Source organism: Virgibacillus sp. MG-45 (assembly GCF_036409425.1).
GTDB lineage: Bacteria > Bacillota > Bacilli > Bacillales > Amphibacillaceae > LDC-1.
This window is the reverse complement of record NZ_JAXOFU010000013.1, coordinates 14,144-37,367: the sequence shown is the minus strand read 5'-3', so window position 1 is coordinate 37,367 and position 23,224 is coordinate 14,144. Positions and strand designations below refer to the sequence as shown.

At 35.9% G+C, this 23,224-nt stretch carries 27 protein-coding genes; 23 read left to right on the top strand and 4 right to left on the bottom strand.

Going from position 1 to position 23,224, the window contains the following annotated elements; genetic code table 11:
- Nucleotides 1–82: 82 nt before the first annotated feature.
- From SPK86_RS13310 to SPK86_RS13300, 3 genes are read right to left on the bottom strand one after another with little or no spacing between them, the layout of a single operon-like run.
- Nucleotides 83–652 carry a manganese catalase family protein gene (locus SPK86_RS13310; RefSeq protein ID WP_284141264.1) on the bottom strand — a complete coding sequence of 190 codons (570 nt, stop codon included), beginning with the start codon at nucleotides 650–652 and terminating at the stop codon, nucleotides 83–85.
- A 41-nt stretch (nucleotides 653–693) separates the two neighbouring features.
- On the bottom strand, nucleotides 694–957 hold the full coding sequence (locus SPK86_RS13305; protein WP_284141265.1) for a spore coat protein CotJB: 264 nt from the start codon (nucleotides 955–957) through the stop codon (nucleotides 694–696).
- Nucleotides 950–1,174 carry a spore coat associated protein CotJA gene (locus SPK86_RS13300; RefSeq protein WP_330949582.1) on the bottom strand — a complete coding sequence of 75 codons (225 nt, stop codon included), beginning with the start codon at nucleotides 1,172–1,174 and terminating at the stop codon, nucleotides 950–952. The genes SPK86_RS13305 and SPK86_RS13300 overlap by 8 nt, the downstream gene beginning before the upstream one ends.
- A 124-nt stretch (nucleotides 1,175–1,298) precedes the next feature.
- On the opposite strand from SPK86_RS13300, the gene SPK86_RS13295 reads away from it, so the two are divergent.
- The 4 genes from SPK86_RS13295 to SPK86_RS13280 all read left to right on the top strand — a co-directional run bounded on the left by SPK86_RS13295 (nucleotide 1,299) and on the right by SPK86_RS13280 (nucleotide 5,320).
- Nucleotides 1,299–2,075 carry a metallophosphoesterase gene (locus SPK86_RS13295; RefSeq protein WP_330949581.1) on the top strand — a complete coding sequence of 259 codons (777 nt, stop codon included), beginning with the start codon at nucleotides 1,299–1,301 and terminating at the stop codon, nucleotides 2,073–2,075.
- 103 nt (nucleotides 2,076–2,178) lie between these two features.
- Entirely contained in the window at nucleotides 2,179–2,763 is a 585-nt protein-coding gene (locus SPK86_RS13290; protein WP_284141268.1) for a genetic competence negative regulator, read from the top strand.
- Nucleotides 2,764–2,969: 206 nt separating this feature from the next.
- A complete protein-coding gene (locus SPK86_RS13285) occupies nucleotides 2,970–4,250 on the top strand; it encodes a Glu/Leu/Phe/Val family dehydrogenase (RefSeq protein WP_284141269.1) in 1,281 nt (426 codons plus the stop codon).
- A 92-nt stretch (nucleotides 4,251–4,342) separates the two neighbouring features.
- Nucleotides 4,343–5,320 (top strand): YpdA family putative bacillithiol disulfide reductase, encoded by a 978-nt coding sequence (locus tag SPK86_RS13280; RefSeq protein WP_330949580.1) that lies wholly within the window; start codon nucleotides 4,343–4,345, stop codon nucleotides 5,318–5,320.
- A 61-nt stretch (nucleotides 5,321–5,381) separates the two neighbouring features.
- On the opposite strand, the gene SPK86_RS13275 is transcribed toward SPK86_RS13280, so the two are convergent.
- Nucleotides 5,382–6,350 (bottom strand): asparaginase, encoded by a 969-nt coding sequence (locus tag SPK86_RS13275; RefSeq protein ID WP_330949579.1) that lies wholly within the window; start codon nucleotides 6,348–6,350, stop codon nucleotides 5,382–5,384.
- 103 nt (nucleotides 6,351–6,453) lie between these two features.
- On the opposite strand from SPK86_RS13275, the gene prsW reads away from it, so the two are divergent.
- From prsW to hepT, 19 genes are all read left to right on the top strand, one after another.
- Nucleotides 6,454–7,101 carry a glutamic-type intramembrane protease PrsW gene (gene prsW / locus SPK86_RS13270; protein WP_330949578.1) on the top strand — a complete coding sequence of 216 codons (648 nt, stop codon included), beginning with the start codon at nucleotides 6,454–6,456 and terminating at the stop codon, nucleotides 7,099–7,101.
- A gap of 177 nt (nucleotides 7,102–7,278) precedes the next feature.
- Nucleotides 7,279–8,112, top strand: coding sequence for a spore cortex-lytic enzyme (gene sleB / locus SPK86_RS13265; RefSeq protein ID WP_284141273.1), 834 nt, complete (start codon nucleotides 7,279–7,281; stop codon nucleotides 8,110–8,112).
- Nucleotides 8,113–8,127: 15 nt separating this feature from the next.
- Entirely contained in the window at nucleotides 8,128–9,471 is a 1,344-nt protein-coding gene (gene ypeB, locus SPK86_RS13260) for a germination protein YpeB (protein WP_284141274.1), read from the top strand.
- A gap of 146 nt (nucleotides 9,472–9,617) precedes the next feature.
- The gene (locus SPK86_RS13255; RefSeq protein WP_330949577.1) at nucleotides 9,618–10,274 is read left to right on the top strand and encodes a flagellar brake protein; all 657 of its coding nucleotides are present in this window, start codon (nucleotides 9,618–9,620) and stop codon (nucleotides 10,272–10,274) included.
- Between the two features lie 285 nt (nucleotides 10,275–10,559).
- Entirely contained in the window at nucleotides 10,560–11,246 is a 687-nt protein-coding gene (cmk, locus tag SPK86_RS13250; protein ID WP_330949576.1) for a (d)CMP kinase, read from the top strand.
- A gap of 12 nt (nucleotides 11,247–11,258) precedes the next feature.
- A complete protein-coding gene (locus SPK86_RS13245) occupies nucleotides 11,259–11,834 on the top strand; it encodes a lysophospholipid acyltransferase family protein (RefSeq protein WP_330949575.1) in 576 nt (191 codons plus the stop codon).
- Between the two features lie 125 nt (nucleotides 11,835–11,959).
- Nucleotides 11,960–13,090, top strand: a complete 1,131-nt coding sequence (gene rpsA, locus SPK86_RS13240; RefSeq protein WP_284141278.1) for a 30S ribosomal protein S1 — start codon at nucleotides 11,960–11,962, stop codon at nucleotides 13,088–13,090.
- A gap of 114 nt (nucleotides 13,091–13,204) precedes the next feature.
- Nucleotides 13,205–13,804, top strand: coding sequence for a YphA family membrane protein (locus SPK86_RS13235; RefSeq protein ID WP_330949574.1), 600 nt, complete (start codon nucleotides 13,205–13,207; stop codon nucleotides 13,802–13,804).
- An 82-nt stretch (nucleotides 13,805–13,886) separates the two neighbouring features.
- A complete protein-coding gene (gene der / locus SPK86_RS13230; protein ID WP_284141280.1) occupies nucleotides 13,887–15,197 on the top strand; it encodes a ribosome biogenesis GTPase Der in 1,311 nt (436 codons plus the stop codon).
- A 53-nt stretch (nucleotides 15,198–15,250) separates the two neighbouring features.
- Nucleotides 15,251–16,288 carry an NAD(P)H-dependent glycerol-3-phosphate dehydrogenase gene (locus SPK86_RS13225; protein WP_330949573.1) on the top strand — a complete coding sequence of 346 codons (1,038 nt, stop codon included), beginning with the start codon at nucleotides 15,251–15,253 and terminating at the stop codon, nucleotides 16,286–16,288.
- Nucleotides 16,289–16,347: 59 nt separating this feature from the next.
- On the top strand, nucleotides 16,348–16,608 hold the full coding sequence (locus SPK86_RS13220; RefSeq protein ID WP_284141282.1) for a stage VI sporulation protein F: 261 nt from the start codon (nucleotides 16,348–16,350) through the stop codon (nucleotides 16,606–16,608).
- Between the two features lie 228 nt (nucleotides 16,609–16,836).
- A complete protein-coding gene (locus tag SPK86_RS13215) occupies nucleotides 16,837–17,034 on the top strand; it encodes a DUF2768 domain-containing protein (RefSeq protein ID WP_284141283.1) in 198 nt (65 codons plus the stop codon).
- 18 nt (nucleotides 17,035–17,052) lie between these two features.
- Nucleotides 17,053–17,778 (top strand): hypothetical protein, encoded by a 726-nt coding sequence (locus tag SPK86_RS13210; RefSeq protein ID WP_330949600.1) that lies wholly within the window; start codon nucleotides 17,053–17,055, stop codon nucleotides 17,776–17,778.
- 229 nt (nucleotides 17,779–18,007) lie between these two features.
- Nucleotides 18,008–19,486, top strand: coding sequence for a stage IV sporulation protein A (gene spoIVA / locus SPK86_RS13205; protein ID WP_284141284.1), 1,479 nt, complete (start codon nucleotides 18,008–18,010; stop codon nucleotides 19,484–19,486).
- A 513-nt stretch (nucleotides 19,487–19,999) separates the two neighbouring features.
- The gene (locus tag SPK86_RS13200; RefSeq protein ID WP_284141285.1) at nucleotides 20,000–20,272 is read left to right on the top strand and encodes an HU family DNA-binding protein; all 273 of its coding nucleotides are present in this window, start codon (nucleotides 20,000–20,002) and stop codon (nucleotides 20,270–20,272) included.
- Nucleotides 20,273–20,391: 119 nt separating this feature from the next.
- Complete coding sequence (gene mtrB / locus SPK86_RS13195; protein WP_284141286.1) at nucleotides 20,392–20,604, top strand: trp RNA-binding attenuation protein MtrB; 213 nt, start codon at nucleotides 20,392–20,394, stop codon at nucleotides 20,602–20,604.
- A 93-nt stretch (nucleotides 20,605–20,697) separates the two neighbouring features.
- Nucleotides 20,698–21,489: a heptaprenyl diphosphate synthase component 1 gene (locus SPK86_RS13190; RefSeq protein ID WP_330949572.1), complete on the top strand. Its 792-nt coding sequence runs from the start codon at nucleotides 20,698–20,700 to the stop codon at nucleotides 21,487–21,489.
- On the top strand, nucleotides 21,486–22,187 hold the full coding sequence (gene menG, locus SPK86_RS13185) for a demethylmenaquinone methyltransferase (RefSeq protein ID WP_330949571.1): 702 nt from the start codon (nucleotides 21,486–21,488) through the stop codon (nucleotides 22,185–22,187). The genes SPK86_RS13190 and menG overlap by 4 nt, the downstream gene beginning before the upstream one ends.
- Nucleotides 22,188–22,207: 20 nt before the next feature.
- Nucleotides 22,208–23,179 (top strand): heptaprenyl diphosphate synthase component II, encoded by a 972-nt coding sequence (gene hepT / locus SPK86_RS13180; protein WP_284141289.1) that lies wholly within the window; start codon nucleotides 22,208–22,210, stop codon nucleotides 23,177–23,179.
- Nucleotides 23,180–23,224: the final 45 nt, after the last annotated feature.

The following is a 23,224-nucleotide window of genomic DNA, read 5'->3' as shown; positions in this document are numbered from 1 at the left end:
ATTTTAACTGCTCGATAAATGCATGTTTAAAATAATATAGTTAAGCATACTCTGTCACTTCTAATCTCATCCTTCTATTTGTTTAAAAAAAGTGTTTCTTATCACGCTCTTCTTTAATAATCTCTACTGCTTCACGAAAACGTTGCGAATGAACAACCTCACGCTCACGTAAAAACTTTAAACTGTCATTTAATTCAGGGTCGTCGGATAGATTAATAATCCATTGATAGGTCGCTCGTGCTTTTTCTTCTGCAGCAATATCCTCGTATAAGTCTGCAATTGGATCTCCTTTTGCCTGAATATACGTTGCGGTCCAAGGATCACCTGCAGCATTTTCATAAAACAATGCTCGATCATGATTGGCATAGTGCGCTCCTAAGCCAGCTTCCTTTAACTGATCAGGTGTAGCATCTTTGGTTAATTTATATACCATAGTTGCAATCATTTCCAAGTGTGCAAATTCTTCGGTACCAATATCTGTTAACAGACCGATTACTTTGTCCGGTATCGAATAACGTTGGTTTAAATAACGAAGGGCTGCAGCTAGTTCACCATCGGCACCACCATATTGCTCGATTAGAAATTTAGCAAGCATTGGATTGCATTCCCTTACTTTAACAGGGTATTGCAATTTTTTTTCATAATACCACACAAACAATCTCCTCCTAAACATCCATCATTTTTGTTCACTTATTAAACCTGCCATGGCCATGGTGTCTGTCCCCAATCCCAAGGATAATTTGAATAGCTTCTACCATATTGCATCAGTGGACCGAACTGTTTTTCAAAATGGTTTTTTAAAGTTCTGCTTTCTTTTGCACAATAATTAAATTGCTCGATTGCATCATAATCATTTGGATGTGTATCAAGATAAAGGGTTAATTCAACGAGAACAAAGTCGACTGCTTGGATGTCTTCGAGGAGCTGATAATATTCAGGAGGTAGGGTTTTACTCATCTAGATCACCTCTTTTGTGTGGGTCTGGATATGGGCTGAATAAGGCAGGCCATAATGTTCCATGATAAAGGGCTTCTTTCGGTTTAAATTGTGGAAGTCCTGGTGGCTGGAAATGAAGATATAAATTTGGAGGGGTCGAATAGCTCTTTACTCGAATTGGTGGACAAGGGTCGTATGGACTAATATATGGCTTCCAATATTTATATTGCGTAAACATCAAATCCTCCTTTCAAACACATTGATATCATTTCATATGTATGAATAAAGAGCTTATCCTATTCAAATATTCATGTTAAGCATCATATATGATATGATCATGATAAAATGAAAGGGATAATCCAATGGGCCTGTTACTATTTCTAACGATTGGTTTCACATTCGGTCTCGTGCTTTACATGTTATATCTGGCTCATCATGATATATATGATGTAATCAAGATCCAAGATGATCGATTTCCGTCAGCACTTTCAGGTTACGGTATTTTCTTTATTTCTGATATCCATCGTAGATTGATAAAGCTTTCAACATTGAAGCAAGTTGATTCAACACGTGTAGACTGCATTTTTATCGGCGGGGATGTGATGGAAAAAGGTGTTTCTATTCATAAAGTGCAGGAAAACATTCGTAGATTAAAGCAATTACAGGCGCCCATTTATTTTGTTTGGGGTAATAATGACAATGAAGCGGCACCAGATAAGTTCGAAAAATTAGTTATCGATGAAGGGGTGACCATTTTAAAAAACGCGGCGAAGACGGTAGAAAAAAATGGGGAGTCTATTCATTTTATCGGATTAGATTGTAAAAAATATGGAAAACCTAACTTCTCAGAAGCCATGAAGTCAATAGTAGACGGATATTGGATATTAATTACTCATGATCCAAACGGCTTCTTTTCTTTAAGTAAACGGGAAAAAAGTAGGGTTGATACCGTTCTTGCCGGGCATACACATGGTGGTCAAATACGTTTCTTTGGAATTGGCCCATATCAACGAGGGGGCTTAAATAAATACGGGCAAACCAATGTATTTATTAGCGAAGGATATGGATATACCGGTGTTCCATTTCGATTGGGAACTAAAGCTGAATGTCACCTTTTGCAATTTAAATCCATGAAATGAACGCTAGCCGTTCAACAAAAAGTATACTGACATATACTATTAACATCACCCCACATTTATAAGGGGGTATAGACGCATTTCATGATGAAGAGGAGGATGCTATGTGCGGATTGAGAGGGTAACCATAAATAAGTTTAAAATCTTTTTGACATTTGATGATTTAGTGGAACGAGGCTTTACAAAAGAAGATTTATGGTATGACGCGGATGGTGTTCAAAATCTATTTAGTGACATGATGTATGAGGCAAGTAAAGAGCTTGGATTTGAACTTGAAGGCAGATTATTTGTGCAGGTGCATTTGATGCAAGCACAAGGAATGCATGTTACGGTTACTCAAAAAGTTGAGAATTTGGATTGGGAAGAGGAATTCATTGAAATGAAAGTCACATTAGATGAAAGTAATGAACTAATCTTTTCTTTTGGAGAATTTGAGGATATTATTCGTGTGTCAGCTTATTTGAATGCTCTATCAATAAAAGGTGGAAAAGTGTACTTTATGGATGAACGTTATTATATGCTATTAGAAGAAAAGGATATCAACCATTTAACGAAAAAAGAAGATGTAATTGCTGTTATGTCGGAGTTTTCTTCACCGAGTATTGTCACTTCCTATCGCTTACGTGAATATGGAAAAACGATACTTAGTAATAATGCTGCAGATGAAATCTTTCGAATCTTTCATTCGTAAATTTTAGTTATAATTTTGGTTTTATTTATCGTCTATTTTGGATACATTCGTATCCAATAATCGTCTTTTTCGTAATCGCTTACATTTATTTATTTTTTTATATAGAAATTTGAATTAATATTATTGCATATTTATTATGAAAGTGTATACTAATCTCTGAGTACAGCATTTAATAATTTTTATAAGGATATTTAGGAGGTAAATTCATGGTAGCCGATAAAGCAGCAGATTCTACCGAAGAAGCAATTAATGAAACAGATGTGTTAAGTTCAACTCGAACCGTTGTTAAAACGGCATTGGAAAAGTTGGGTTACCCTGAGGAAGTATTCGAATTATTAAAAGAGCCTATTCGAATGATGACCGTTCGCATTCCAGTCCGAATGGATGATGGATCAGTTAAAGTTTTTACTGGTTATCGCGCGCAACATAATGATGCTGTAGGACCTACAAAGGGTGGCGTTCGATTTCATCCCGATGTAACGGAAGATGAAGTAAAGGCGCTTTCTATTTGGATGAGTCTGAAAGCAGGTATTGTTGATCTCCCTTATGGTGGCGGAAAAGGCGGTATTATTTGCGATCCTCGTGAAATGTCATTTCGTGAATTAGAAGGTCTAAGTAGAGGCTATGTTCGTGCAATCAGTCAGATTGTAGGTCCAACAAAGGATATACCTGCTCCAGACGTTTTTACAAATTCACAAATTATGGCATGGATGATGGATGAATACAGCCGCATTGATGAATTTAACAGTCCAGGCTTTATTACGGGTAAACCAATCGTATTAGGCGGATCACATGGTAGAGAATCTGCAACTGCAAAAGGTGTAACAATCGTTATTAATGAAGCTGCAAAGAAAAAAGGGATAGATGTAAAAGGAGCACGAGTTGTTGTTCAAGGGTTTGGGAATGCCGGTAGCTTCTTATCCAAGTTCTTATATGATGCAGGCGCAAAAGTAGTTGGAATATCCGATGCATATGGTGCATTATATGATCCAGAGGGATTAGATATCGATTATTTATTAGATCGAAGAGATAGCTTTGGAACCGTAACCAAATTGTTTGATAATACGATATCAAATCAAGATTTATTAGAACTTGATTGTGATATTCTAGTCCCAGCTGCAGTCGAAAATCAAATTACAGAACATAATGCTCATAAAATTAAAGCAAGCATCGTTGTTGAAGCTGCTAATGGACCTACTACCATGAAGGCAACTAAAATACTTACCGAAAGAGGAATTTTACTCGTTCCAGATGTGTTAGCGTCAGCAGGTGGAGTAACCGTGTCCTATTTCGAGTGGGTACAAAATAATCAAGGTTACTATTGGACGGAAGAAGAAATTGATGAAAAACTTCATGCAACGATGATTAAATCTTTTAATTCGATTTACAATACAGCTGAAACAAGACGAGTTGATATGCGTTTAGCAGCTTATATGATTGGTGTTCGAAAAATGGCTGAAGCCGCTCGTTTCCGTGGATGGGTTTAAATTAATATAGCAATTGAATGACGAAAGAACTCTTATCATGTATAGTTGAGTAAGAGTTCTTTTGTTTATTTTTATAAAGGAAGTGCATGATCGTGAGTAAAGAAAAGGTTATTATAGTTGGAGCTGGACCATGTGGGATGTCCTGTGCCATTGAATTGAAAAAGAAGGGCATAGACCCGTTACTAATTGAAAAAGGGAATGTAGCTAACTCTATTTATCATTATCCGACGCATCAAACATTTTTTAGCTCAAGTGACAAGCTTGAAATTGGTGGCATTCCATTTATTACCGAAAAGCAGAAGCCTGTAAGAATGCAAGCGTTAACCTACTATCGAACCGTTGCTGAAAGAACAGCACTTCGGGTACAAGCATATGAGCAAGTAATTAAAGTGGAAAAAGAAGGCAATCATTTTCAACTTCATACAATCAAGCAAAGCGGCAAGAAAGACAGCTATCAAGCAGACAAGGTTGTAATTGCAACTGGTTACTATGACCACCCGAACTTACTTCATATTCCGGGAGAATCGCTACCAAAGGTAATGCACTATTTCAAAGAAGGTCATCCATATTACAAAAAAAATGTTGTCATTATTGGAGGAAAAAACTCTGCTGTAGACGCTGCTTTAGAATTGCATAAAGCTGGGGCGAATATTACAGTGATTTATCGTGGATCTACTTATTCGAAAAGTATTAAGCCGTGGATTCTTCCTGACTTTGATTCCCTCGTTGAAAAAGGCATTATTACGATGGAATTTGGATCACATGTAACGAAGATTACTGAAGATCACGTTTATTTTGAAACAAAAGGAACAACAAAATCAATTCCAAATGATTTTGTGTTCGCAATGACTGGATATCGTCCAGATGTAGATTTTTTGCGAGCTGCTGGTGTACAAATCAACCCTGAAAATGGAAAGCCTTATTATGATGATGAATCATATGAAACAAATGTGTCGGGGTTATATATTGCTGGCGTAATTGCAGCTGGATTTAATAATAATAAGATATTTATCGAAAATGGAAGATTTCATGGGGAAGCAATTGCTAAAGCAATCGAACATAGAGAGTAGAAAACACGGTCTAAAAAATAAGGTTGCCCAACGTCCTGTAAGACGTTGGGCAACCTTATTATTAATCAATTTGAAACATCATGTGTAGCTTTTGTAAATCATTCGTTTGTTCTAGTGCAAGTAATAATTTTATTCGCGCTTTTGGTCCTGTTAATCCATTGGTAAAAATAATACCCATATCTTTTAAGTGCTTTCCACCTCCATCATAGCTATAGGTGGGCTGCACAATACCTTGAAAGCATCTTGAAACCAAAACAATTGGAATATTGTTCGCAATCATTTTTTTAAGCGGGGGAATAACATCCTTCGGTAAGTTTCCTTGACCAAACCCCTCAACAACTAATCCATCAATTGATCTCTCATTTATCGCCTCAAATATTTCTCCATCCATTCCAGCAAAAGCGCGTAAGAGAAGTACTTTTTTTGTAATGCTTGAAACGACGTATTTTTTTCTTTTTAAGATTTGATGATGAAAAAGGAGTGAATCTTTTGTAATAATACCGATTGGGCCATATTGTGGACTTTTAAATGTCGCAACATTACTTGTTGAAGTCTTCGTTACATTTGCTGCGGTATGAATTTCATCATTCATAACGACTAGTACACCTTGTTCAATCGCTCGCTCATCTGATGCGACACGGATCGAACTGATTAAATTATAGAGTGCATCTGAGCCTATTTCATTACTAGAACGCATTGCACCAGTAATTATAACGGGCTTTTTAGTAACTAACATTAAATCCAAAAAATAAGCAGTTTCTTCAAGTGTATCTGTTCCATGTGTCACGACAAAACCATCATAATTATCCATTTCACTATTAATGAGTTTTCCAAGCTCAAGCATATGGTCTGGAGTTATATGGGGAGACGGTAAAGAGAAAATTATCTTTTCTTCTACATCCGCAAATTCTTGCAAAATATAGGTAGCTTCAGATAAAGGGTGTTTATTTGTTGTATATACTTCTCCTGTTTCTTTGTTTTCTAACATCGAAATGGTTCCACCCGTATGAATAAGTAAAATCTTTTTCAAAATCATCACCTGCATTTTTTATAATTTATAGTAGAATGTATTTTCAATCGAATGCCATCATGGTAACATGGGATTAGCATGTTTGAGAAAGAGGTCTAATTCCATGTTCGCCATCCTATCTGCCGGAATAGCACCGGCTTTTGCTTTACTATCTTTTTTTTATTTAAAAGATCGTTTTACTGAACCACTATCATTAATTGTACGAACGTTTATTTTTGGGATGCTACTCGTTTTTCCGATTATGTTCGTTCAATATGCGATAGCAAATGAAATAAATGCAAACCTATTTGTTGAATTGTTTTTTCTTCCTGCTTTGTTAGAGGAATTCTTTAAATGGTTCATCTTTTTTTATGTGATCTACGGTCATACAGAGTTTGATGCACATTATGACGGCATCGTATACGCAGTGTCCATTAGCCTAGGGTTTGCAACGCTAGAAAATATTCTGTTTTTATTTGTAAATGGTATTGAATATGCTTTTACGCGTGCTATTTTTCCTGTATCCTCCCATGCATTATTCGCCGTTATTATGGGGTATCACTTTGGTAAAGCGAAAATGTATAAACACCATCAAAAGCGTAATCTTTTGTTCGCTTTCTTATTTCCGTTTTTTTTACATGGAATATATAATTATATTTTAAATACTACTTCAAGTAAATGGCTGTTTATCATGGTTCCATTCATGATTATTTTATGGATGCTAGCTTTACATCGAATGAAATCAGCCAATAAAACAATGCAATCGAATTAATCTAAATAAATTAATATTATCACTTCTGCCACTGTCCTTTTAACAGTGGTTTTTTTGTATGGACTATTAAAGCTATTTTTCTACATTTTTATACTTCGTAAACAAATCATGAATAAAAACTAGGATTCGTTTAAAAATAATGACACGAATCCATGTTACGAAGTGGGAGGAAATAGAATGTCACATAAAAAAAGGCTCATGTTAATTATAATTATATGTTTTTTCGCACTAGCACATCAAGCAACTTATCCAAAAACAGATCAGGTTAAAGCATTTAGCCCGCAAGTAATTCAACACGGTGCTGTTGGAGATGATGTGATTGAGTTACAGGCAAGATTACAATATCTTGGATTTTTCAACGGACAAATTGATGGTGTTTTCGGGTGGAGAACCTATTGGGCACTACGAAATTTTCAATACGAATTTGGCTTAGATATTGATGGGATTGCAGGTGCAAAAACAAAGCAGAAATTAGTCAAAGCTAGTAAATATAATGAAAAATATGTAAAAGAACATATCAATAAAGGATATAAATTCACCCATTATGGTGGGGTGGAAAATAAAAAGCAAGCACCACAGAAAGTGCCGAATAAAACTGCTCCAAAAAAACAAACTCCGACCGCGCCAACTAAAACCGTTAACACACCACCTGGGTATTCGCAAAATGATATAAATTTACTAGCGAATGCAGTACACGGTGAAGCTCGCGGAGAACCATATGAGGGACAGGTTGCAGTAGCAGCAGTAATTTTGAATCGCGTACAAAGTCCAACATTCCCAAATAGTGTCGCTGGTGTTATTTTTGAACCCCGTGCATTTACAGCGGTTGCAGATGGTCAAATTTGGTTAACACCAAATGAAACATCAAAAAAAGCTGTGATTGATGCAATAAATGGCTGGGACCCATCAGGAAATGCTTTATATTATTTTAATCCACAAACAGCTACATCGAGTTGGATCTGGACAAGACCACAAATAAAACAAATTGGAAAGCATATTTTTTGCAAATAGAAGGGGTGAATAAAGATGGTTCGATGGATCTTAATTGCAGTATTATCAATTGGATTAGTAGGTGCAGGAATTTGGGGTTATAAAGAGCATGAAGAAAAAAATGCAGTCCTCATACAAGCAGAAAATACGTACCAGCGCTCTTTTCATGAGCTTACGTACCATCTCGATGTGTTGCATGATAAAATTGGCACCGCATTAGCTATGAATTCCAATACAAGTCTTTCACCACAGCTCGTTGACATTTGGCGTTTAACTTCTGATGCACTATCAAATGTTGGCCAACTTCCGTTAACACTTCTCCCATTTAACAAGACGGAAGAATTTCTATCTAATATCGGAGACTTTACGTATCGTACAGCTGTTAGAGATTTGAAAAATAAACCACTATCTGACAAGGAAATGAAAGCACTAAACGAGCTGTACAAGCAATCTGGAGAAATAAAAAATGAATTAAGACAGGTTCAGAGTCTGGTACTAGAAGAAAATCTTCGTTGGATGGACGTACAGCTTGCACTTGCTACCCAAGATGAGCAATCGGACAATACAATCATTGATGGATTGAAAACAGTTGAGAAAAAAGTAGAGGGATATGCTGAAACTAATATAGACTCTCCGCTTTCAGAGCAAACAACGAAAGAACATAAATTTAACAATTTAAAGGGTAATGATGTATCAAAGCAAGAAGTGTTAAACCAAAGTAAAGTTTTATTTAAGCTTCAAAATAAAGCAAACGTTAAAATAACAAAAACGGGTGATGGAGCAGATATCCCTTTATTTAGCGCTTCATACGAAGACGGGGATAAGCGTGCATATATGGATGTTTCTAAAAAGGGAGGGCATCCACTCTCCTTATTAATTGAACGCCCGATTAAAGAGCAAAAACTAAGTCTTAATGGTGGGCTTGAAAAGGCGGAAAAATTTCTTGAAAATAATGGTTTTAATGATATGACTTTATTTCAAAGTGCCGAATATGATAAAGTTGGTGTTTATTCTTTCTTATACAATGATAATGGAATTCGTGTATATTCCGATTCAATTGAAGTAAAGGTTGCATTAGACAACGGTGATGTTCTTGGATTAACAGCACGAAACTATTTTATGAATCATAAGAAGCGAGATATTCCAAAGCCAACTTTAGCAGAAAAAGATGCAAGAAAAAGTGTAAACGAGAAAGTGGATATCAAAGAACAATTTTTGGCCATTATTGATAATGACCTTGGTGAAGAAGTATTAACATATGAATACCTTGGCGTATTAGGAAATGATACGTACCGAATTTTTATCAATGCAATGGATGGAACAGAAGAGAAGGTTCAAAAATTAGGAAATAGTGAGCTTAATTATGCATTAGCACGATAAAGCAAACCTTACATCAATGGGCATAGAATTAACAATAAAGGCTGTTATATACAAGATTAAAGGGATTGGTCAAGAAGCCTTTCCCTTTTTCACATTTTCTGTGATAATAGAAATAGTTCCATAATGAACGGAGATGGAGGGGGATTATGAATTTCTTGAATATCGGTGAATTTGTAACGATTCATGACATATCAAATGATCGAAGACTTCGCAGTAAAGTAGTTGACAAAGATGACCAGTATTTTTATATTGATTTTCCCGTTTGTTTAGCAAGTCAAAAATCGGTGTTTTTTAACGTGGGAGACCAACTATCATTTTCCTATGTAAGTTCAGATCAAACCGTATATGAATTTTTTAGTGTTGTAAAAAAGAAAGTACAATTACCTATTCAAGCCCTTGCCATGGATTATCCAGATGAGGATAGGATAAAAACAATTCAACGGAGAAATTTTGTTCGAATTGAAACTGCGATAGATGTAGCGGTGCACCCAAATGATACAATGATTTTCCCGTTTACAACGGTATCGACGGATATTAGTGGTGGTGGCATATCGATAATTATTCCCACGGACACATCAATAAAAGAAGGGGAAAAGGTTGATCTTACCTTAGTTCTATCATGGACTTCTGGATTAATTGATTACGTACAAGTTACAGCTGAAGTAATTCGATTCATACAGCTCGAAAACAAAAAACAAACTGCTTCTTTAAAATTCATCTATATTTCCAATGATACGCGTCAGCAAATTATTCGTTATTGCTTTGAAAAACAACGCGAAGCAAGAAAAAAGGAATTATCGTGAACTATTTTTGAATAGGGAAACTTCTGTATCTATAATAAAAAAAGAGAACACATAGACCATTAATTTAAGAGTATGTTATTATTTAAAAAGAGACTATTTACTTGGCTGTCCTATTTTTACAGGTCCATTTCATTAGAATTGATATCCTTTTCTAAGTGGTTACCTTTAAATAGGACAGCCCATTTTAAGAAACGGTTTGTTTTAAATAAGAAACAATGATTCCGATTTAAAACAATCTAAATGATGAAATATACACCGTACATAAGAGAGGAAGAGGAATGATTTATGGTGGCTAATAATAAGAAGCTAGCAATTGCTATTGACGGTCCAGCAGCTGCGGGTAAAAGTACCGTAGCAAAAATCGTCGCCCACAAATTAACGTATATTTATATTGATACTGGTGCTATGTATCGTGCACTGACGCTCAAAGCATTGCAGGAGCATTTGTCGGTTGAAGAAGAAGAAGCTCTTTCAGTGCTATTAAGTAAAAGCAACATAACGCTTGAGCAAGGAGAAGCTGGACAACGTGTATTCTTAGATGGAAAGGACGTTACAGAAGCTATCCGAACAAATGAAGTAACGAACAATGTTTCTTTTGTGGCAAAGCACCGTGCCATTCGTGAAGAGATGGTAAAACGCCAGCAAAAGCTCGCGACTAATAGGGGGGTAGTCATGGACGGGAGAGATATCGGAACACATGTTATCCCAGATGCAGAAGTGAAAATTTTTCTTTTGGCAACTGCAGAGGAAAGAGCGAGAAGAAGACATGAAGAAAATATAAAAAAAGGATTTCCCTCTAATTTACAACAATTAAAAGCAGAAATTGAAAAACGCGATCAAATCGACTCAAAGCGAGAAGTTGCACCACTTATTAAAGCAACCGATGCCATTGAGATAGATACTACTTCATTAACAATTCAAGAAGTAGCAGATCGAATATTACAAGAAGTAAGCAAAAAGTTAGCAGTTTAAAGGAGCTTAAGGATGAACTTATATAAATTTGCAAAATTTATTGTTCTCATTATCTTTTACCCTTTATATCGTATAAAAGTTATTGGCAAAGAAAACATCCCGAAAAAAGGGCCAGTCATTATTTGCTCAAACCATATATCTAATTTAGATCCTCCTGTTGTTGGAATTACATCCTCAAGAGATATTCACTTTATGGCAAAAGAAGAGCTATTTAACAATTTCTTTTTAGGTAAGCTATTAAAAGGGATACAAGCCTTTCCAGTAAAAAGAGGAATGGGAGATCGCAATGCGTTAAGAAAAGGATTAGATATCTTAAATAATGGAGAAGCATTAGGACTTTTTCCAGAAGGAACAAGAAGTAAAACGGGTGAACTTGGCAAACCTCTTGCAGGAGTCGGTTTTTTTGCATTACGTTCTGATGCACAGGTAGTTCCATGTTTGATTAAAGGCCCATATAAACCATTTAAAAGACTAATCGTTACATACGGTCCGCCAATGAATATGGAGCAATTACGTGCAAACAAAACGAACGCAAAGGAAACATCAGAAGCAATTATGAACGAAATCAAAAAATTGCAGGACAATTAATATAATATACTTGACAAATAATTGTAATTGTTAGAAGTTATAGGATAGAAGCAATTATAAATAAGAACAAAAACAAGCATTTTTCGGTTTGTTCGTTTGTTAATGTAGTTGAAGGAGGATTATTTATGGGAGAAACAAACAAAGATTTATCAAACATGAATGTCGGTGATGTCGTTACAGGAACAGTCGTTAAAATCGAGGATAAACAGGTTCTTGTCGATATAGGGTATAAAACAGAAGGAATTATCCCAATCAGTGAATTAGCAAGTCTTCACATAGAAACAGCAGGAGAAGTTGTAAAAGAAGGAGATTCTTTAACCTTAAAAATTAAAAAAATCGAAGATGATGAAGTCGTTCTATCAAAAAAAGCTGTTGATAGTGAACAAGCGTGGAAAGATTTAGAAGATAAATTTAATTCGAAGGAAATATTCGAAACCGTTATTAAAGAAGTGGTTAAAGGCGGTCTTGTTGCGGATGTCGGTGTAAGAGGATTTATTCCTGCATCACTCGTTGAAAAACACTTTGTAGAAGATTTTTCTGATTATCAAGGGCGTTCTTTACTAGTTAAAGTGGTTGAATTAGATCAAGAACAGAATCGCGTTATTTTATCCCATCGAGCTGTAATTGAAGAAGAAGAAACAGCTAAAAAGAATGCACTTTTAAACTCCATCGAAGAAGGGCAAGTAATCGAAGGAACTGTACAACGATTAACCAACTTCGGTGCTTTTGTTGACATTGGTGGTATTGATGGACTTGTCCATGTATCGCAATTAGCACACGAACATGTAGAGAAAGCTTCTGATGTTGTAACAGAAGGAGAAACGATTAAAGTTGAAGTGCTTTCGATTGATCGAGACAATGAACGTATATCGTTATCACGTAAAAAAGTACTTCCAGGACCTTGGGAAGATGTTGAGCAGCGTGTTAAAGCTGGAGATGTTGTACAAGGTACAGTAAAACGCTTAGTGAATTTCGGTGCATTTGTCGAAATTTTACCAGGAGTAGAAGGTCTTGTGCATATTTCTCAAATTGCGAATCGTCATATCGGCACACCACAGGAAGTCCTTGAAGTTGGTCAACAAGTTCAAGTTAAAGTCCTTGATGTAAACGAAAAAGAAGAAAGAATGTCTTTGAGTATTCGTGAATTAGAACAAGAACAAGCAGAAAAAGAATATAAGCAATATGAAAAAAATGAAGATCAATCTGGTTTTCAATTCGGCGATATAATTGGTGACAAACTAAATAAATATAAGTAAAAGCCTTTTCGAACGCTTTCCCGAGTAATAGGTGTTAGATTCGCCTTATTACTCGGGTTTTTGTTTAAATCAATCCCTTTCCTGTCATACTGTATGAATAGGAGGGTAAGAAAGATGGATGGCTTATTATTTCTATGGATTAGTTGGATGCTTTGGGTTATGGTCACATTTTTTATAAGAAGAAATCAAGGAAGATATAAACTATCGATATGGATCTTAACAACAATTATTTGCTCAAACATTTACGTAATGATTCCATCACTTGATATATCGCTTTCTTTTATTTCTCTTATTGTTGGGGGTTTTGTTCTTTTTGTCATGACCAACCAACGAGTGTATCATTTCATTTGTTCGTTTACTGTTATGATTGGTTATGTGAGTTTTTTAATATGGGAACAGCAAGCACCAGTTTGGGTGTTGCTTCCTAGGGATGTTCTATTACCATTCTTTATGCTTATTATGTGTACATTTATTGCTCAAGGTTTACTTAGTAGAACTGCAATCGTACTCATTGGAATGTGTTGTGGCGATCTTTTGTATAGCTTGATGTTATTACAGTATTCCTTTGAACGTGCCGTTGGAACGCTGATATTTTTAGATAGTCTTTTTGTTGTCATATTTATACTTTTTATTATAGAAGGACTTCGTGTATGTACATCCTATGTTAAAGTTCGCATTCATCATATGAAATTGCCCCTGCAAGCAAAGCCATAAGAATCACTAAAAAATTGTGTATATGAATGACTTTTGCTAGAATATATAAAGTTAAAGTTTAAAAAGAAAGGATGTTCCTTTCATGAGGAAATCTGTTGTAGCGATAGTAGGAAGACCGAATGTGGGTAAATCTACCATATTCAATAGATTAGTTGGAGAAAGAATATCAATTGTTGAAGATATTCCCGGAGTCACGAGGGATCGTATATATGCGCAGGCTGAATGGCTCACTACCACCTTCAATATTATTGACACTGGAGGAATCGACCTTGGTGACGAACCTATACTCGTTCAAGTGCGTCAACAAGCTGAAATAGCGATTGATGAAGCGGATGTTATTATTTTTATCGTCAATGGTAAAGAAGGGATAACAGGTGCTGATGAAGAAGTTGCCAAGCTGCTTTATAAGTCAAATAAACCAGTTGTATTAGCTGTAAATAAGATGGACAATCCGGAGCTACGCGCTCAAATTTATGAATATTATGCATTAGGGTTTGGAGAGCCATTCCCTATATCTGGTGCTCATGGGCTTGGACTCGGCGATTTGCTGGATGAAGTTGTAAAGCATTTTCCACAGGAACTAAAACAAGAAAACGAAGAAGATATCATTCACTTTAGTTTAATTGGCCGTCCGAATGTCGGAAAATCATCTTTAGTAAATGCATTGCTTAACGAAGAACGAGTTATTGTAAGTGATATCGAAGGTACGACCCGTGATGCAATTGATACGTATTTAAATCGAGAAGGACAGGATTATGTTATTATTGACACTGCTGGGATGCGGAAACGTGGAAAAGTCTATGAAACGACTGAAAAGTATAGCGTGCTCCGGGCATTAAAAGCGATCGAACGTTCAGATGTAGTTCTTGTTTTGATTGATGCAGAAACTGGCATTCGGGAACAAGATAAAAAAATTGCTGGCTATGCACACGAGGCCGGAAGAGCGATTGTCATCGTCGTGAATAAATGGGATACCGTTGAGTCCAATGAACAAGCAATGAAAGAGTTTGAAAAGAAAGTCCGGGCACACTTTCAATATCTTGATTATGCCCCAATTGTCTTTTTATCAGCAAAAACGAAAAAACGTATTCACACCTTACTTCCAGCGATTAAGGTTGCGAGTGAAAATCATTCGAAACGAGTACCAACAAACGTATTAAATGATGTCATTATGGATGCAATAGCTATGAATCCGACACCGACCGTTAAAGGAAGACGTTTAAAAGTGCTTTATGCAACACAAGTAGCTGTTAAGCCTCCTGCTTTTGTTGTATTCGTGAATGAACCTGAATTAATGCACTTTTCGTATGAGCGATTTTTAGAAAACAAAATAAGAGATGCTTTTGGATTTATTGGAACGCCAATTAAGCTATTCGCTAGAAAGCGCCAATAATGCCGAAAACAAAACAGGATATCTAAACATTTGTTTACGAGGAGGAGACTAAATTGAATAAAGTAGCTGTATTAGGTGCCGGAAGCTGGGGAACCGCTCTTAGCATCGTGTTAGCAGACAACGGAAATGATGTTCGCTTGTGGAGTCATAACGAAGAACAAGTGAATACTATTAATGAAACCCATAAAAACGAAAAATATTTGGAAATTATGATTCCTGAACATATAAAAGCGTATGCTGATTTAGAGGAAGCGGTACAAGATGTATCGACGATTGTACTTGTCGTACCAACTAAAGCAATACGAGAAGTATGTCAACAATTAAATCAGGTTTTAAAGCACCGTGTAACAATTGTTCACGCATCAAAAGGAATTGAGCCTGGTACATTAAAGCGGGTTTCTCAACTTATCGATGAAGAAATGAATGATTATAATTATGAGGATATTGTAGTTTTATCTGGTCCAAGTCATGCAGAAGAAGTAGCAATGCGACAACCAACTACAGTAACTGTGGCATCATTAAATGAAGCCAATGCAAAGCAGATGCAAGATTTATTTTTTAATGAAACATTCCGAGTGTACCGAAGCAATGATATGATCGGAATTGAACTTGGTGGGGCTTTAAAAAATATCATCGCATTAGGAGCAGGGATTTCTGATGGACTTGGCTATGGTGATAATGCAAAAGCTGCATTAATCACAAGAGGACTTGCTGAAATTACTCGTCTTGGAACGTCACTTGGTGCAAATCCATTATCATTTTTAGGATTACCTGGAGTCGGAGACCTTATTGTTACTTGTACAAGTGTCCATAGTAGAAATTGGCGCGCAGGAAATTTATTAGGCAAAGGAAAAAAACTCGAAGAAATCCTTGATCAAATGGGCATGGTCGTAGAAGGGGTTCGTACAACAAAAGCAACCTATGAATTTGCGAAAAGTGAAGATGTGGAAATGCCAATCACTTCAGGGATTTATCAAATATTATTTGAAAATAAAAGCCCGAAAGAAATTGTAGAAAAGCTGATGAATCGTGATAAACGTGAAGAAATGGATGATTTGGCATCCTTATTAAGTAAGAAAGAAGCCCGCTAACAATGAATGCTCTCCTTGCATATACTATCTGTGAAGTACCATTGCAAGGAGGCGAGCATGTGAGCAAAAAAAATAATAATATATTTGATAAGTTGCAACAAACAGCCAATATCAATCCATCAGAGATTTACAAAGTAGCAGATTCTGTGAAAAACGCTGATTTTTCTGATGAAAAAACAGTTCGAAAGCTTGTTCGAAGGCTAGCAAAGATGGCTAATAAACCTATTTCACGAGAAAAAGAAGACAAAATTGTACAATCCATTACGAAAAAAAATGTGCCAATGGATATGCAGTCATTAAACCAGCTTTTTAAGAAATAGCTTTTATCTGGGCAGTTGAGTATACGTTACGACGTTTGCTCGCATAAAATAAAACGCACAAGCATTCATAGATAGGGTTGCTGTGGGTATTATTTAGTCAAACCGGGATGGAGTTAGCCCCACTTCATCCCGGAATTCATGTTATTCGCTATTTAAAATTTTAGACTAGAATACATAATTATGAAATAATAGGTAAATGTAACCGTTTATACAATAGAGGTGATAATTATGTCCGCAGCAGGGATGAAGGAAATAATTTCATTTGCTGGAATTGCACTACTTATTATAGCGATTATTCTTATCCAGCTCAGTAGAACAAAATTAAATGGTTGGCTGGCAGGAATTACTTCTGTGCTTGCTTACCTGTCCTTAATATTCGGTGGATTGATTGTTGTTTACATCGTATTTAGTGGTCCAACACAGTAAAGCACAGGAGGATATATGATGAAGCGTATGTACATGAATTTGCTTATGCTGCTAGTAATGATCCTTTTTCTAAGTGGTTGTATGTATCCGAAAAATGAGCTAGCAAAAAATAAAATTCCTAATGAAGCACAGTTGGAAACGGTTCAGCATGCAGTGGAGCAGTATCAAAAGGAAACAGGTGGCCTCGTTCCGATTAAAACAAAGCCTAGTGAAACACCAATATTTGAAAAATATTTAATTGATTTCTCCTTATTAAAGGAGAAAAACGTGCTCACTGAGCTACCTGGTAATGCATTTGAAAATGGGGGCGTATACCAGTACACCTTATTATATCCTGATAACTCCCCAAAAGTTAAACTTATCGATCTAAGAATTACCGAAGCAATACGGAATGTTAATGTAAAATTGGAAGCGTATCGGAACAAGCACCTATATCCACCTTTTGGACAAGAAATTACGAAAGGCCTTTATACGATTGATTATAAAAAATTAGGATTGGATAGAGCACCACACGTAAGGAGTCCTTTTTCTTCAGAAAATCTACCGATTATTATGGATGTTGATGGAGAATTGTATGTTGACTACCGCATTGATTTAAATCAGGCATTACAAACGTATACTCATCAATATAAAGAAGGAGACGATATTCGTTTTATTCTCCCTGATAATTCGCCATTTGTACCAGCTTACTCCTTACCATACACTTTAAAAGATGGGGAGCCTGTATTTGCTCCACGTAAATAATTGGCATATCAAACCTTTTGCAACATATATATTGTTGCAAGGGTTTTTTTTATTTCATTTTACAAGTAAATACTTTCAGCGTTCACACAAAAATAAAAGAGTTGGATTATTTTTACTCTTTTACACATAATGAGTCATATTATGATAGGACAACATCATAGACTTGTAATGTCAATTATACGTTGTAAACTAATTTTACTATTTGTCAGTGAGATCGGGAGGGGATCGTTTGGAAAAGGTTGATATTTTTAAAGATATTTCAAAACGAACGAACGGCGACATTTATCTCGGAATTGTAGGAGCAGTCCGAACCGGGAAATCGACATTTATTAAGAAATTTATGGAGTTGGTTGTATTACCAAATATTGAAGATGAAAGTGAAAGAGTTCGTGCTCATGACGAACTCCCACAAAGTGCTGCTGGAAAAACAATTATGACAACAGAACCAAAGTTCATCCCGAACCAAGCCGTATCCGTAAATGTAGAAGATGGGCTCCAAGTAAATGTACGATTAGTAGATTGTGTAGGGTATGCAGTAGACGGAGCAAAAGGATTCGAGGATGAAAATGGTCCACGAATGATCCATACACCATGGTACGAGGATCCGATTCCATTCCATGATGCAGCAGAAATTGGAACAAGAAAGGTAATCCAAGAGCATTCTACTATTGGTGTAGTTGTAACAACAGATGGAACAATTGGAGAAATTCCTCGTTCAGATTATCGAGAAGCAGAAGCAAAGGTAGTGGAAGAGCTTAAAGAAGTAGGTAAGCCTTTTATAATGGTAGTAAACTCAGCTCGACCAACAAGTCATGAAACGGAATTATTAAGACAAGATCTTGCAGAAGAATATGATATCCCTGTGTTATCCATGAGCATTGAATCAATGACTGAACATGATGTATACAATGTGTTACGTGAAGCATTGTATGAATTCCCAGTACTTGAAGTGAATGTGAATCTCCCTAGCTGGGTCATGGTATTACGAGAAAATCATTGGCTACGAGAGAATTATCAAGAAGCCATTCAATCTACCGTACGTAACATTAAACGATTACGAGATGTCGATCAAATCGTAAGAGACTTCTCCGATTACGATTATATCGATAATGCAAATATCGCCGGCATGGAAATGGGCGAAGGTGTAGCTGAGATTGATCTACATGCTCCAGATTATTTATATGATGAAGTATTAAAGGAAATCGTTGGTGTAGAAATTAGAGGAAAAGATCATTTACTTGAATTAATGCAAGAATTTGCATTAGCTAAACGAGAATATGATCAAGTATCAGCTGCCTTACAAATGGTGAAGCAAACCGGGTATGGAATTGCTGCACCTACACTTGAAGACATGCAGCTTGATGAACCAGAAATTATCAGACAAGGATCACGATACGGTGTTCGTCTAAAAGCTGTTGCTCCATCTATTCACATGATAAAAGTTGAAGTAGAGTCGGAGTTCGCACCAATTATTGGAACAGAAAAACAAAGTGAAGAACTAGTCCGTTATTTAATGCAGGATTTCGAGGAAGATCCTCTATCCATTTGGGAATCGGATATTTTCGGAAGATCACTAAGTTCAATTGTTCGAGAGGGAATCCAAGCAAAAATTGCACTGATGCCAGAAAATGCCCGTTATAAGCTAAAAGACACGTTAGAAAGAATTATTAATGAAGGTAGTGGTGGATTAATCGCCATTATACTATAGAATAGTTTAGCAGCAACTCACAACGGTTGCTGTTTTTTATTTTTGTGCTCAACTGAGAGTTTTAGCCCTATGCCAATAACAGAAAGTATCTTATTTTATTCTTTTTGTCCATGCCGGTATGAAAGAAGCGCGCCAATTAAATAAAGATTATCTAAATACAAACACTATATAAAAATACATCATTTTAAAAAAATTTAACTAATGACAGCAGGAATTTAAAGACAAGTGTCGTATATTCTTATATAAACCCACTTATAACGCTACCGTAAAAGCATTATACAACTTATGTAATTTATTTACATTTATTGTATTTTTTATGGTAAAATATAGCCGAAAATGATTTATTTTGCAGGAAAATGCGATTAACTGTTGAATTTTACTGCTATCTCGGTTATTATAAGCCTTGTCACCGACGAAATGGTGGTGCCTTTGTATAATAAAAGGCTAATTGGTGAACAAATGATGATAGAAAATTATTTTGTTCCTAACTTATTTTGGGAGGAGGTGAATATCATGAACAAAACTGATTTAGTAAATGTTGTAGCTGAAAAAAGCGAACTTTCTAAAAAAGATGCAGCTAAAGCTGTTGACGCTGTATTCGAAGCTGTCATGGATTCACTTAAAAAAGGTGAAAAAGTACAGTTAATCGGTTTCGGTAACTTCGAAGTACGTGAGCGTTCTGCTCGTAAAGGGCGTAACCCACAAACTGGAGAAGAAATCGAAATTCCAGCAAGTAAAGTTCCTGCTTTCAAACCAGGAAAGGCCCTAAAAGATAGCGTTAAATAATAATACATAGGGCTAAAGGGTGCGATAATCGCACCCTTTTATTTTTGTTTTGATTTCATTTATAGTATCTTTTACATAGAGTAATAAGTCATGAGCATTTCATGTTGAGGAGGTAGAGGATGGATAAATCAGATTTTTTCGTCATTAAAGCTCTTGAGGACGGGGTAAATGTTATTGGTTTAACACGAGGCTCAGATACGCGTTTTCATCATTCTGAAAAGCTGGACAAAGGTGAGATAATGATCGCGCAATTTACAGATCATACTTCAGCAGTGAAGGTTCGTGGGAAAGCAGTTGTTCAAACAAGTCATGGAGAGATGACAAACGAATAGAGCACGGTTTCTCTGCTATATACCTTTTCCTTATATATGTTATAATAGCAAAAGTCGAATGAATGGAACACGGAAAAGGCCAAGGTGATTTCTTTGCATACAGATATAAACAGAATAGATTATTTAAAATCTTTAATTACGAATAAAAGTCGTTTTGATTATTTAGACAAGTACATTCAGGATCCTGCAATAATAAATGAAGAGAAGCTCTATATGCTTCATATTTTAATGGATGATACAGACTTGACTAGTTCACATCAAGAGTCGATTATTATAACGACAATGCTAATTCAAATCGCATTAGATACACATGATCTCATATTGGATGCTGAAGAAGCACCAGTTAATTCAACAAATAAAATATCCCAGCAATTAACTGTGTTAGCTGGAGATTATTATAGTGGTCTTTACTATTTGATTCTTTCTGAAACAAATGATTTTCGACTTATCAAGTACCTAGCAAGAGCTATTAAAGAAATAAATGAAGAAAAAATGAAATTATATTATCGTGAATTTCAGTCTGTTTCTCAGTTTTTTGCCATTATAAAACAAATTGAATCCCTATTATTTACACATGTTGCTCAATACTGTGGTGCACCAACATTTATTCCAATTATTGAAAAATGGTTGTTACTCCAATCTATTCATATGGAAATGACATCCTACAATCGTGGCGAAAAACAGCTCTATAACCACTGGTTTAAAGGGGCAGATTTGGACATTGCTAATGAAATAAAAGACATAGCACTACAAGAATATGCTGAATTACAGCAAGCAATTAGTCAGCTTCCTTCTACGTATGAAAAACAAAGAAAACTACTTTTAAAGAAGCTTCACGCACAAATGTTTACCGAAGCTCAATATTGGAAGAAGGTTGAAAAATGAGTCAAACAAAAGAAGAACGCGTACACCATGTATTCGAAACAATTTCAAAACGCTACGACAAGATGAATTCAATTATTTCCTTTAAAAGGCATAAAGCTTGGAGAAGGGATGTTATGAAGCGGATGTCTGTTGAAAGCGGGGCAACTGCTCTTGATGTTTGTTGTGGAACGGGAGATTGGTCTTTATCCCTTGCAGAGAAAGTTGGCGAGCAAGGTAAGGTCATTGGACTTGATTTCAGTAAAAATATGTTACAGGTTGCGGATGAAAAAGGAGCTTTAGCAAATATGCCACAGCTTGCATTTGTTCACGGAAATGCAATGGAGCTTCCTTATGAAGATAATACATTTGATTACGTTACCATTGGCTTTGGTTTACGTAACGTACCTGATTATATGACCGTATTAAAGGAAATGTATCGTGTAGTCAAACCAGGTGGTAAAGTGGTCTGTTTGGAAACATCGCAACCAACGATGCCAGGATTTAGACAATTATATTATTTTTATTTTAAATTTATTATGCCATTATTCGGAAAGCTATTTGCTAAAAGCTACAATGAATACGCTTGGCTACATGAATCTGCGAAAGATTTTCCAGATAAGGAGAAGTTGAAAGAAATGTTTTTAGACGCTGGATTCTCTAGAGTAGAAGTAAAAAGCTACACAGGCGGCGTATCTGCTATGCATATGGGATATAAATGATTTCACAAAAGGTGACAAGCATGAAATTAACCAAAACATATAGTTATTTAAATAAAGACTTGGATGGAATTGAAGCTTCTCTAAATGCCGTTATTCAAGCGGAACACCAAGTCTTAAGAGAGGCATCTACACGACTCTTAAATGCAGGTGGAAAACGAATTCGTCCTGTCTTTGTTCTCTTATCAGGTCAAGTGGGGAAATACAACGCGGAGATAATTAAGACGATCGCTGTTTCATTAGAATTAATTCATATGGCTACACTAGTTCATGATGATGTTATCGATGATGCAAAATTACGTCGTGGAAAACCTACAATCAAGCATGAATACAGCAATCGTGTTGCCATGTATACAGGTGATTATATTTTAGCTCGCGCATTAGAAAGTATCACGACTATTGAAATGCCTGCCATACATCAGACACTGGCTAAAACTATTGTCGAAGTATGTGTCGGTGAAATTGAACAAATGAAAGATAAATTTGATTGGGAACAAAATTTAAGGAATTATCTTCGAAGAATAAAACGAAAAACAGCCTTATTAATTGCAACGAGCTGTAAACTTGGTGCCATTGCTTCAGAATTACAGCCAAAAGAAATAGCAGCTTTATATAAATATGGCTATTATATTGGAATGTCTTATCAGATAATTGATGATATTCTCGATTTTACTTCTTCTGAAAAACAGCTGGGTAAGCCAGCTGGAAATGATCTAATGCAAGGCAATATAACATTACCCGTTCTTTTAGCAATGAAAGATGAATCATTTAAAAAAGATTTGCAAACTACATTTAAACGACCAGAAATGGTAACAACAGAAGAGATGCGAGTGCTTATCCAGCACATAAAAGAAACAGGAGCGATTACTGAAGCCTATCGTGTTAGTGATCTTTATTTAAAAAAAGCGTTAACGTCCTTACAGTTTGTTCCTGATGGACAATCGAAACAAACATTAATTAAAATTGCCCGATTTATTGGTAAAAGACGATCTTAGTCATTGTTATTTCGGCAATTATTTGATAGAATTTTAAACGGTTGT